Source organism: Echinimonas agarilytica (assembly GCF_023703465.1).
Taxonomy (GTDB): domain Bacteria; phylum Pseudomonadota; class Gammaproteobacteria; order Enterobacterales; family Neiellaceae; genus Echinimonas; species Echinimonas agarilytica.
Window position 1 is genome coordinate 57,286 of sequence record NZ_JAMQGP010000008.1, and the last position, 12,491, is coordinate 69,776.

Consider the following 12,491-nt stretch of genomic DNA (forward strand, 5'->3'; position numbering starts at 1 on the left):
TGCCTCCTTGCACATGTTCAGCTCATCACATATGAATTGCATTCATTGCAATCCTATCGCCATTAGGTATAGCCTAAGCACAACACGATCCCAAGTTATGATGTATTGGATCACGATGAAGTCTGAAGATTTAAGAAAGCTCTATCAAGAGCTACTCAAGAGCAATCAAACGCTCAGCCAGTCATTAAGCGACGCCAGAAAAATTGATTTTCAATTCGATCATCACTTGCTCCAGCACGACTCTGCTCCGGCTGCCGAACGCATTAGCTACCTGTTAGCATTAGCGCATAACTTAATGCGAGATGCAGAGCTAGACGATCATCAACTGCAATCCGTAATGGGTCAATTAGACACGCTAAAAATTGCCTGCGAACGTCAGTATGAGAAGCCGATCACTCTGAGTGAGGTACGCAAACTCTACGAATAGTGGTTGCTGTATGGTAAGGTATCGCCAACTTACATGGTTCCCGTGAGATCCGCGTGTTAGTAAATAAACGTATTCTTGTTGGCATTACTGGTGGCATCGCTGCCTATAAAATTCCTGAGTTAGTCCGACGCTTAAAAGATCAAGGCGCTGAAGTGCGAGTGGTCATGACCCCCGCTGCCAAATCTTTTATTACTCCTTTAACGTTACAAGCTGTATCTGGTCACCCCGTAGCCGATGACTTATTGGACCCCACAGCAGAAGCCTCCATGGGGCATATTGAACTTGCTCGTTGGGCAGACCTCATCATCATAGCTCCCGCCAGTGCCGACTTTATCGCACGTTACTGTGCAGGTATGGCGAATGATTTGCTGTCTACGCTATGTTTGGCCAGCACATCACCTGTGGTGATCGTACCCGCTATGAATCAACAAATGTGGCAAGCCACCGCAACACAGGCAAACATAGAAACACTTGCACAACGCCATGTTCCTACTTGGGGTCCAGGCAGTGGTTCTCAGGCCTGTGGCGAGGTGGGTCCTGGGCGAATGATAGAACCCGATGAAATCTTGATTCATACCATCGACCATTTCAGCATTTCAAATGCGCTTGAAGGCAAACGCATCACGATTACTGCCGGGCCAACGCGTGAAGCGCTCGACCCTGTGCGATACATTAGCAACCACAGCTCTGGAAAAATGGGCTTTGCGTTGGCAGCTGAAGCCGCTCGAATGGGCGCACTCGTCACTTTGATTAGCGGACCGGTGTCGTTACCCACCCCAACCGGTTGTGCCCGCATCAATGTTTCATCCGCCCAAGACATGCTGGGCGCTGCGCTCAATGTGCCCGGTGAACAAGATGTATTTATTGGCTGTGCTGCGGTTGCAGATTACCGAGCTGCGGATGTCGCGGATCAAAAAATCAAAAAACAAGGCGATGAGATTTCTCTGAAGTTAGTGAAAAATCCAGACATTATCGCCACCATTGCGCAAAAAAATAACGCAAAATTGGTGGTCGGATTTGCCGCTGAAACTCAAAACGTAGAGCAATACGCATTGGGCAAGTTGGAAAATAAAGGCTTAGATATCATCGCTGCAAATGATGTGAGTGACGCCAGTATTGGTTTCAATGCCGAACACAATGCACTGTCCGTATTTTGGCCTGGTGGTCAGCAACAAATTGCCACCGCCAGTAAGTTCAAGGTGGCTCGTGAGCTACTGTATTTAATTCAACAACGTTTATCTGAAAAATTATGAAAGCAATTGATGTAAAAATTTTGGATCCCCGTATTGGTAGCGAATTTCCGTTGCCAGCCTATGCCACTCCAGGCTCCGCAGGACTTGATTTACGCGCCTGCGTAGATGGCCCCTTGGTGATTTCGCCAGGCGAAACTCAGTTGATTAAAACCGGTATATCCATCCATGTTGCCGATCCGTCGCTCGCTGCTGTGATCTTGCCACGCTCTGGCTTAGGCCATAAGCACGGCATTGTACTGGGCAATTTAGTGGGCTTGATCGACTCCGACTATCAAGGCCCACTGATGGTGTCTTGCTGGAACAGAGGTTCAACCGTATTTACCGTTGAGCCGGGCGACCGCATAGCCCAGCTGGTATTCGTTCCTGTGGTACAAGCAGAATTTAATATCGTAGATTCCTTTGAAGAATCTCAACGCGGTGAAGGTGGTTTCGGCCACTCTGGAAAACAATAATAATTACTTCGTAGTAAGGGGTTATATGCCTGAAGTTAAACTTAGCCGTCGAGACCATATCTTACAGTGCCTTGCGCACATGTTAGAAACCGCGCCCGGCCAGCGTATTACTACTGCTAAACTCGCAGCCGAAGTGGGCGTGTCTGAAGCAGCTCTATACCGACATTTTCCATCCAAAGCCCGCATGTATGAAGGCCTGATCGAATTCATTGAAGAATCAGTACTCAGCCGCATTAATCTCATCTTAGCGGAGCAAAAAGACACCATTCAACGGTGCCAACTGATTTTGCAATTACTGTTGACCTTTGCCGAACGAAATCCGGGGATCACTCGCCTGCTCAATGGTGATGCATTGATGGGAGAGAACGAACGTTTGCGTGTTCGGGTGAATAGCTTATTTGATAAGATTCAAACGCATATCAAGCAAGCCTTGCGTGAAAAAGCGATTCGTGAAGGTATTGGCTTTCGACTCGACGAAGGCATGCTTGCAAACTTGTTAATGGCATTTGCTGAAGGTCGAATTGCTCAATTCGTGCGGTCTGATTTTAAGAAACTGCCGACCCAAGACTTTAATGAGCAATGGTCGTTCATGCGACAGCAGTTACTGCAAAGCTAACATCAAATCAAGGAGCCTCAAGCTCCCTGATTGTTATTCCCTCTCCGATAATGGCCTTGTAAAATAGGCCAATCATCGCGCCTAATTTAGATATTTGTTCACAAATGAACCCGTCGCTTCGAGCGCTTCAAGCCGAGTCCGTGGGTTGGACAAATAATGGTCTTCTTTGTGCAATTCAATAAACGTGACTGTCTTATCTGCGTCTTCTAATGCATCTTCCATTGCCAAACTTTGCTTCATCGGCACAACGGTGTCGTCATTGCCATGAATGAGCAATACCGGTGCTTTGAACTTGTTGACATGATTGATCGGTGAAATCGCTTCTAGCATGTCATCGTCGGCATTGCCGTCTTGTATCACGCGATCCCAGTATGTACGCACCCAACTGTACTTCGATGTGTAGCGCTGGGTGTCTTTCATCATTAATGGCAAATCAGCCACTGGCGCAATAGCCACTACACACTTATAAAGTTCCGGCGTAAATGCTCCACCGGCAAGTGCCGAATACCCCCCGTAACTCGCTCCAACAATGCAAACTCGGTCTGCGTCAACAACACCTTGGGTTGCAAAATGCTTGAGTGAGTCGGTGACATCATCTTGCATTTTACGGCCCCATTCGCCGCGCCCCGCTAATTTATAGGCAGTGCCAAAGCCCGTACTGCCTCTGAAATTTGGTTGAATCACAGCATACCCTTGGCTTGCAAAGTATTGCGCCATGAAATCAAAACTAATCTGGTCATAGGATTCAGGCCCCCCATGCGGCATTACCACAGCGGGTAGATCTTTAGCAGGTATTTGAGGCGGTAGGGTGAGCAATGCATTGATCGCCATCCCATCTCGTGTGGTAATTTGATGCGCGGTTATAGCGCCAACATAACCGTCTGAGATTTGAGATCGAGCGTCAGCAACATGCTCTAACGTTTTTTTATTGCGATCTAAAATAGAGTAAATGCCTGCACTAGAGCTGCCTTCTAGCAACAGCAATACTTGACTAAAGTCGTCGCTAAAACTCACGATGTGCACAGAATCCTGAGGAAAATTACTCACGATCCAGTTTACGTCTTTGTTCAAACTCGGATCGTAAAAGTCATAGCTTGGTTGCAAGCCTGAATACCTCACACCAATCACTTTACCAAACCGATTGGTCATAGCAGCTTCAACGGGGCGATCTGCTTTTTCGAAAATCGCTTCACTCACCGCTCCGCTGGACAACTCCATATGGTAGTAAGCTAAGTAACCTTTCCCATTAGATTCGATAAAACCTAACGATGTATTATCTTCGGCCAAGCCAGTAAAACCCGACTCGGGTATGTCACTTTCTTTTTCGAATATTTCACGCCAGTCATCATCTTCACTCAACGACAGCACCGTATGCTTGTTGGTGTGATTTCGATAATCTTCACGGGCTCGCACGGTGCCTTTCTCATCAACAAACCAGTCGATAGTTGAATTTTTTCCCCGATCGAATAATCGGCCTCTGCCAGTCGCTAAACTCACCTTGTATAAATCCAAAGTCGCGCTAGCTTGTTGTTGGCCCGTGAAAAGCTCCATTAACACATAGCCTTCCTCATTGGAAGGACCCACAATGCGCGTGAAATTAGTTTGCGGCCATAGCAGTTTTTTATTCTTCATCATTAATGGCCGTATATCTCCGCCATTAATTGGCACAGCGTACGAAGCATAATACTCGTACTCGCCCTTGTAGCCTTTAAAGCGAGTGGTAATTGAGTTAAATAGCACCAAATGTTCATTGTCGTAGAATTGGTAGCCTCTAAGTTTGTCTTGGGTGGCGTCAACCACTCTTAGAACGCCTTTTTGAAGATGATGGATATATACCAATCGACGTTGGTCAATAGACTTGGTGTACGCAATGAGTTCGCCATTTGGCGATATTTTCATGCGAGAGATATTGGCATCTAGAGCGTAGTCTTTTACGGTGGGTTTTGCTGCTGCGGCATTGAAACACATCAACACCATCACACATAAGTATATAAATTTGTTCACTTCAGGTCATCCTTGAAAACTTTCAACCTGCCACATGGTTGAATGTTAACCAAATTGAGATATGTGTGTACATCTATTCATTTCAATTCGACTCGGCTAGGTCACATACTTTAGATACAAAAAAGCCGACTCAAAGAGTCGGCTTCTGTACGAATAAAAAGAAGGTTACAATTTGAACCGACTAACGTTGCTCACCAGCTCAGAGTTGTATTGTTCGAGCTCGTGCACTTGCGTTGAAACAGCTTGTGCATTTTCCGATACAGACTGAGACAAATCATTCACTGCCGTGACATGCTGGCTAATGTCAGTGGCAACATGGCTTTGCTGTTGAGCTGCGGTCGCAACATGACTATTCATATCATTGATGGTCACAATGTGTTCCATGATCTCTTGCAGCATCTGACTAATGCGCGATGCAGCATCGTTCACTTCACCACTTGAACTCAGGCTATCGGACATGGATGTATTTGCCGCTTCAGCGCTTTGTTGAACTTCATTCACAATTGACTCAATCTCTTGAGTTGATTCTTGGGTTTTCTGAGCCAAAGAGCGAACTTCATCAGCAACCACGGCAAATCCCCGCCCCTGCTCTCCTGCTCGTGCAGCCTCAATGGCGGCATTTAGGGCCAACAGATTAGTTTGTTCAGCAATACTACGAATCACTTCCACCACAGAACCAATGGCAGTACTTGCACTTCTGAGTGTGGTGATTCGCTCCGCTGTCGCAGTGATTTGTTCAGAAAGGCTATGAATCGTGTCGGCATTGGCCTGAACTTGATTCACACCATCATCCACTTTACGCATAGCTTCTTGAGTACGGCTTGACGTGTCCTCAGCATTTTTAGCCACTTCCATCGCACTTGCACTCATCTCTTGCAATGCCGTTGCAACCTGCTCAATTTGGCTCCGTTGCTCATGAGTATTTTGTTCTGTTTCATCGGCTCCGCGGCCTAATTGATCAGACACCAAAGTCACCTTCGAAGAAACCGAAGACACGTTGGACATGAGGTTTACCAAGTTATCCATGAGTAGATTAAAGTTGGTAGATAAGGTACCAATCTCATCAGAACGTTGGTCATTCAAACGCTTGGACAAATCACCATCACCTGATGCAATTTCATACAGGGACTCGGCCACGCCATTAATGGGCTCCACCACCATTTTGCGCAATGCAATAAAGGCAGCAATCACCACTATGGCAAGAATGAGAGCAATAATTGTGATGGTAAACATCATTTGAGAGCGGAGTTCCGTCAACATTACATCGCGATTGAATGAAATTTGAAACTTACCAATTTGCTTGCCTTCGCGAGTCACGTCACGCACTTCGATCGCGCTCGGGTCGAGTGTACCTACCTTAGTAATGGCTTTCCCTCGATGGTCTGTCACATCAATACCATCAACAATAAGGGAATCTAAAACAGCCGTTGCAATCGATTCTGCTTGCTCAAAATCGTAGGTGAAAACTGGCTCAACCAAAGAAGCATTTGCCATTTCCATCAAAACTGTTTTTTCAGTTTCAAAACGGTCATTTAAACTAGATTGAAGGCCGAAAAAAGCAAACGCTCCTCCCACTATGAGCCCCAACAAACCAAACCCAACTAATACAATGACGAGTTTGTTGTTTAAATTCATCTTCATTCTTTGTACTCCGTAATTGCAGAATTTTGAGCGACGCTGCGAAACTTTTTAACGTGTGTAAAATAATCTGATGCCAACAATTTTGCGCAGTGCTGACTCACAAAATGAATCAATCATCTGGCTTGGTATTGAAACACCCATTGATCGAAAGCCTCAAGCTATTTATCAGCAAAATTTGTTATCGCTAACTCAACTTACGTTAACGAACACATAAATGAGCAGGCATTGTAAATTAAATATAACATTCACAGTAGTAGTCGTATCGGCACGTGGATCACGTAACTTTAGAAATTAATCGGCAAACTTTGAAAACGTTATTCATGGTTCATACATAGAAGTGTGAATTGGTCATTAAACGGACCGTCAATGCTCGATTTTGTTATCAATTCCGAAACTCAGCCTTGTTGGCTATAGAGTTTAGATTAGAACATTTGCTATAACAGAAAATTGGTTAATTTTTCTCAAGCGAATTATGCAATTTGATCCCAACGCTTCATTTTTCTTAGAGCAGGTTGAAATTAAACCTGATAGCGGTGAGATCATTCGCCGTGGGATCTCTTCTCAAATAGAGCCCAAAGTCATGGCAGTATTGCTCTATCTTGTGCAGCACCCCTATCAGGTACTCAGCCACGAAGAGCTTATAGAAAAGGTTTGGGAAGGTGTTGTGGTAACACCTCGTTCTGTCAGACGCAGTATTGCAGTGCTGCGTCACGCGCTTGACCCAGAAGATGCTGAACACTACATCAAGACACACCCTAAGCGAGGCTATCAATTACTGATTTCGCCCAAACCAAGGCATACTTCAAACGTTCCCAAAATCGCAGCTTTGACATTACTGGTTCTGAGTTTAGTGGCCGCCGCTATGTACGGGTTGTTTGCCGACTCTCAGACTTTTGGTCATCCACTGCAACATGTAAACACTTTAAAAGGATACGCGCTTTCCCCACTAACCGAGGAGTTGGCGTATATAAAACAAGATCACGACTCGCTTGAAGTTTGGTTAGCACCTCAGCATACAAAGCTCATGGTGTTACCCGAGGGTGCTACATCGCCACTAATTGCATGGTCGCCAAACGACGACAATATTGCTTTACTATGGCAAGAACAGGAAAAGTCTGTACTTGCGACCTACAATATTCGCCAACAACAGCTTTCTTATCGCTTCTCCGATACACAATTTAGTTATACCAAGCTAAGTTTCTGGGGTGACCAACACCTGTTGTTGATTCGAAACCCGCTACATCAGGTTGATCCCCGCCTTGTTCAATATGACCTGCATTCGAATTTGAGCTCGGTATGGTTACCCAACACTAAGATTCATACAGCTTCGGCAACGGCCGAACAGGTTGCAGTGGTCATTAAAGACGGCAAGCACAAACGCATAAAGTTACTCGCTAGCAACCAACAAACATTAATTTTTAGCCATGTGCAAACCGACTTCATTGACGATATTTTACTCATGCCAAACGCACAAGGCCTCGTGTACTCAAGCCGAGAAGGGCTTCACTTTAACGATCTCGCAGGCACAACCGCAATCATACCGTGGCCAGGAGATCAAAAAGGCTTAACGCTGCAATACGATACACAGCACCAAGAAATTTATGTCCTCACCCAGCGTATCCAAAAGCAGCGCTGGCTTCACAGCTCACAAGAAAACTTGCGCCGAAAACTGTCGCTATCAGGCCATACACCTGAACAGGTTACGCTGTCGCACACAGGTCAACAGCTGGCCTATGTTGCGAGTGAAGATGCCATTTCACAACTTTGGTTCTCAGACACTATCAATTCACATCCCGTGACCCAATTTAGCGAGACCAAGCCCATTTCTAATGTGAGCTGGTCGGCACAGGACGACTGGTTAATATTCAGTTCAGGCCCGTCAAGTTATGGTTATGACATGGCCTCACAACAACTCCATCTGTTAATGGAACCCAATCTATACACGCACCCTGTGTGTATTCTTAGTGGCGGAAAAGGGTTTTATTTTTTGGATGAAAGTGGTTTTTTTACAACACTGAAGCATGGTGAAATTTCGACCTCCAGCCCCCCTCAAGTGATCCAGCATATCGCCAGTGCAGAATATATTTGTAGTGCCGACCGGCTCTTTGCCGTTTCTCAACAAGAGTCCGCCCTATACCAATTAAACGGAGATCAGTGGCAATTGATAGATAGTGACTTTCCAACCCCAATTAAACTACTCGCGGGGAGTGACAACGCTATTTATTATTTTGTAGCGCTGATTAATCAACGCAATACCATTTGGCGATACGACCTGAACCACAAAACGCACACCCAATTGATAAAACGCTCGGATTACTCAGGTGTTTTTGCTGCCATTGCCAGCAATGAAAACTTTGTAGTCGAGCAAAAAACAGCAACAGGCACAGCGCTCAGAAAATATAACAAACCAAAATAAAACAATCAGTTAAACAACATAAGATTTCCATAATCTATCCTTGGCATCTCTTTAGCAGGGGAGCTATTGCTTGGTTTTAAGGTTTTTGTAACGGTGGCTTACATATCAAAACAGCAAAGGATCACCCCATGAAAAAGCCTTACTTAGGTATGCTTCCACTACTGTTTGGTCTAGTGGCTACACCTGCTATTGCCGACACACAAAAGCCTAATGTCATCTTCATCTTTGCCGATGACCAAAGAGCTGGTACATTAAATTTGAACGGCGCTGGCAATCCCGACATCATCACGCCCAATATCGATAAACTGGCACAGCGCGGCTTTCTGTTCGACAACTCCTATGTGTTTGGTGCCGCTCAAGGTTCCGTGTGCTATCCATCAAGAACACAAATTCTAAGCGGCCAATCCATTTACCGGCAAAACCTCGACCGTCCAAGTATTGACCGCCAAGACATGCATTTACCCACCGCATTCAAACTGGCCGGTTATCAAACCATGCGCACCGGTAAAGCTAACAATGTGCCATACGGCATCAACCAAGAGTTTGATGTCAATATTGAGCGTGCCAATCGCGGCAGTGCTAAAGGCAACAAAGCGTATTTTCAGGACGCAAAAGATTTCATTGAACAAAAAACCTTAACCGGTTTAGGTGAAAAGGCAGTGAGGTGGGATGGAGAATCGCCATTCTTTATGTATTTGGCTGTGGGTACCCCTCATCACCCTTACCCCCGCGACAAAACATCGGAGCAACAATATCAAGGGAAAGACATTACATTGCCCGAAGATGCTTTGATCAAACACGAACGTCTACTGCAACTCTACACCGATGCAAAACCTAAAAAGCCACCTTTTCATTCCAAGCTCACAACTGAAAGTGAAGCCAAAAAAGAACTCACGCAGTATTACGCGTCGATTACTTATATGGACACACTGTTAGGCGATTTAGAAACGTATCTGAAACAAAAAGATTTATACGACAATACCATTATTGTGGTGGCATCCGACAACGGTCTCTCCATCGGCAGCCACGGCTTGAAAGGGAAGTCTAATCTTATGGAATTTGGTGGCATGCATGTCTATATGGTGTTTGCTGGTCCGGGTATTGCGCAAGGCCGAAGCCAAACGCTCACATACCTGCTCGACATGTTCCCTACACTGTCGGATCTAACTGGCATCGACAAACCTGCCAGCTTGCAAGGTACCAGCTTAGTCCCTGTGATAAATGGTGAAAAAAGCGATGTTCGCGAGTTTGTTTATACAAGCTATGGCGAAAAGAACATGCAACAGCGAGCCCTGCGCAATGCTCGATGGAAGATCATTTTCTTCCCTGATATCGATGCTTATGAGCTCTATGACTTACAAAACGATCCAAGAGAGCTAAACGACTTAAGCAACAGTAAGGCTCATCAACAAGAGTTGGTTCGAATGAAGGCGCAACTGGCACTGGAAGGCAAAAAATGGGGAGAAAAGCCATCATTCCGCCAACAAGGTTTCCGGCTCAAACGGCAATACAAAGCAAGTGATTTGCCTGCACCACTGGACCTTTCCAAATTTTAACGTGCATAGGCCTCGAAATTTGGTTGTTTGTCCTGAGCATTGGCCATCTCAAATCGCTCTTGCTCGGGATAACTTGCTATCGAGCCGGTATTTTTTACCCAAGATCAAAACCATAAAACCGTAGCGGAACTATACTAACGGGATTGGTATTTTCTAGGACAAATTCGAACAATGCGTCACTTAAATAAGCCTGCTCATTACATTAATGAATATGCACGAGAGTCTATTGCATTCGTTTTAGCCGGTGGTAGAGGAACCCGTCTGGGTAGCCTTACAAGGGTAAGAGCGAAACCAGCCACGCCTTTTGGTGGAAAATACCGAATTATCGACTTTACCATGTCTAATTGTATTAACTCAGGTATTCGCCGAGTTGGTGTCATGACTCAATACAATGCACTCGGCCTCATTAGCCATTTGCAACGCACATGGGGCCATTTAGTGTCGGAGCGAGGCGAATTCGTATCGCTACTTCCTGCTCACTTGGGCACATCCAACAACTGGTATACCGGCACCGCAGATGCCATCTATCAAAATCTCACACTGCTCGAACACAATTCCGCCGAATACGTGGTGATACTCGCCGGTGACCATGTGTATTCAATGAATTATCTGCCAATGATTGAAGCTCATGCTAAAAGCCAATCGGACGTCACGATTGCTTGTATTGAAACGCCAGCGAAATATGCCGACCAGTTTGGAGTGGTACAAACAAACCACGAAGGCACGATCACCCAGTTTGTTGAAAAACCTAAAGATCCCAGTCCTTATGTGCAAGAAGACGGCAATGTACTCGCGTCAATGGGTATTTATGTGTTCAGTCGAAAAGCGCTCATCGAGATGCTCGAAGAAGATCATCAGAATGAACATTCGTCGCACGATTTCGGCAATGACATTCTGCCCAAAGCATTGCACACGCATAAATTATCGACGTTTCGCTTTCGTGATGAAAATGGCGATATCGGGTATTGGCGTGACGTGGGCACCATCGAGGCCTACTACGATGCAAGCATGGAACTTGTAGCCCCAGTTCCTCGGCTTAATTTATATGACAATCAGTGGCCCGTTTGGACCTATCAAGAGCAACTGCCTCCGGTAAAATTGACGCATGATTCTGAAGGGCAGCATGCATCAGCTAGAGATTCTCTCATTTCAGCGGGCAGTGTTTTTGTTGGTAGCCGAATATCGCGCTCGCTGTGCTGCTACAACGTCCGAATCGATGCTGGCTCAGAAGTACATCAGTCTATTTTATTGCCCAATGTTCACGTTGGGAAAAATTGTGTAATTCATCATGCAATTATCGATGAAGGCTGTGAAATTCCAGATGGGATTGTCATTGGCGAAGATGCAGAAGACGACTCAAACCGATTTTCAATTACTGAAAATGGCGTGGTGCTGGTGACTCGAGAAACACTCGAAAACTTGTAGCCACACACAAAAAAGCCCCAGCCAAAAAATGACCGGGGCTTTTTCAAATGAAACCGGGCTAGATGCCATATTCTTTGCGATAAGCGCGAACGCTTTCAAGCGCATCAGTCATATCGTCTTGGCCTTCCAGGTAACTCACCAAGTCCGACAAACTCACAATCGAAGTGACACGACATTGATAGTCACGCTCCACTTCTTGAATGGCCGATAACTCACCCGTTCCGCGCTCTTGACGATCTAAAGCAATCAACACGCCAGCCAATTCGGCTTTGCACGCTTCAATAATAGCCATCGACTCGCGAATCGCAGTACCGGCAGTGATTACATCGTCCACCAGCATAATTTTGCCAGCCAAGTCAGAGCCGACCAAGCTGCCGCCTTCGCCATGCGTTTTCGCTTCTTTGCGATTAAAGCAATAAGGCACATCCATGTTGTGATGGTCGGCCAAAGCAACGGCCGTGGTGGTCGCAATAGGAATGCCTTTGTAAGCCGGGCCAAACAGAACATCAAAGTCAGTCCCGTCTTCCATTAATGCAGCGGCATAGAAGCGACCCAATTTCGCCAGATCACGTCCCTTATTAAACAACCCAGCATTAAAGAAATAGGGGCTCTTACGGCCCGATTTAAGCGTAAACTCGCCAAATTTAAGCACTTCTTTTTCAAGTGCAAATTCAATAAAAGCTTGTTGATACGGCTTCATC

At 45.7% G+C, this 12,491-nt stretch carries 10 protein-coding genes; 7 read left to right on the top strand and 3 right to left on the bottom strand.

Features of this window, described 5'->3' with window-relative positions; genetic code table 11:
• Positions 1 to 97: 97 nt before the first annotated feature.
• From NAF29_RS14890 to slmA, 4 genes are read left to right on the top strand one after another with little or no spacing between them, the layout of a single operon-like run.
• Positions 98 to 427, top strand: coding sequence for a hypothetical protein (locus tag NAF29_RS14890; RefSeq protein WP_251262418.1), 330 nt, complete (start codon positions 98 to 100; stop codon positions 425 to 427).
• Positions 428 to 474: 47 nt separating this feature from the next.
• Positions 475 to 1,680 (top strand): bifunctional phosphopantothenoylcysteine decarboxylase/phosphopantothenate--cysteine ligase CoaBC, encoded by a 1,206-nt coding sequence (gene coaBC / locus NAF29_RS14895; protein ID WP_251262585.1) that lies wholly within the window; start codon positions 475 to 477, stop codon positions 1,678 to 1,680.
• Positions 1,677 to 2,132 carry a dUTP diphosphatase gene (gene dut / locus NAF29_RS14900; RefSeq protein WP_285817797.1) on the top strand — a complete coding sequence of 152 codons (456 nt, stop codon included), beginning with the start codon at positions 1,677 to 1,679 and terminating at the stop codon, positions 2,130 to 2,132. The genes coaBC and dut overlap by 4 nt, the downstream gene beginning before the upstream one ends.
• A 25-nt stretch (positions 2,133 to 2,157) precedes the next feature.
• On the top strand, positions 2,158 to 2,748 hold the full coding sequence (slmA, locus tag NAF29_RS14905; RefSeq protein ID WP_251262419.1) for a nucleoid occlusion factor SlmA: 591 nt from the start codon (positions 2,158 to 2,160) through the stop codon (positions 2,746 to 2,748).
• Positions 2,749 to 2,829: 81 nt separating this feature from the next.
• Here the strand turns inward: slmA and NAF29_RS18435 are convergent, their stop codons facing one another.
• Both NAF29_RS18435 and NAF29_RS14915 read right to left on the bottom strand, forming a co-directional pair.
• Complete coding sequence (locus tag NAF29_RS18435) at positions 2,830 to 4,752, bottom strand: alpha/beta hydrolase family protein (RefSeq protein ID WP_251262420.1); 1,923 nt, start codon at positions 4,750 to 4,752, stop codon at positions 2,830 to 2,832.
• Positions 4,753 to 4,917: 165 nt separating this feature from the next.
• The gene (locus NAF29_RS14915; protein WP_251262421.1) at positions 4,918 to 6,393 is read right to left on the bottom strand and encodes a methyl-accepting chemotaxis protein; all 1,476 of its coding nucleotides are present in this window, start codon (positions 6,391 to 6,393) and stop codon (positions 4,918 to 4,920) included.
• 472 nt (positions 6,394 to 6,865) lie between these two features.
• Between NAF29_RS14915 and NAF29_RS14920 the strand changes: the two genes are divergently transcribed.
• The 3 genes from NAF29_RS14920 to glgC all read left to right on the top strand — a co-directional run bounded on the left by NAF29_RS14920 (position 6,866) and on the right by glgC (position 11,790).
• Positions 6,866 to 8,809 (top strand): winged helix-turn-helix domain-containing protein, encoded by a 1,944-nt coding sequence (locus tag NAF29_RS14920; RefSeq protein WP_251262422.1) that lies wholly within the window; start codon positions 6,866 to 6,868, stop codon positions 8,807 to 8,809.
• A 149-nt stretch (positions 8,810 to 8,958) separates the two neighbouring features.
• Positions 8,959 to 10,365, top strand: coding sequence for a sulfatase-like hydrolase/transferase (locus tag NAF29_RS14925; RefSeq protein WP_432763240.1), 1,407 nt, complete (start codon positions 8,959 to 8,961; stop codon positions 10,363 to 10,365).
• A gap of 171 nt (positions 10,366 to 10,536) precedes the next feature.
• On the top strand, positions 10,537 to 11,790 hold the full coding sequence (glgC, locus tag NAF29_RS14930; protein WP_251262424.1) for a glucose-1-phosphate adenylyltransferase: 1,254 nt from the start codon (positions 10,537 to 10,539) through the stop codon (positions 11,788 to 11,790).
• Between the two features lie 58 nt (positions 11,791 to 11,848).
• On the opposite strand, the gene pyrE is transcribed toward glgC, so the two are convergent.
• Positions 11,849 to 12,490, bottom strand: a complete 642-nt coding sequence (gene pyrE, locus NAF29_RS14935; RefSeq protein ID WP_251262425.1) for an orotate phosphoribosyltransferase — start codon at positions 12,488 to 12,490, stop codon at positions 11,849 to 11,851.
• Position 12,491: the final 1 nt, after the last annotated feature.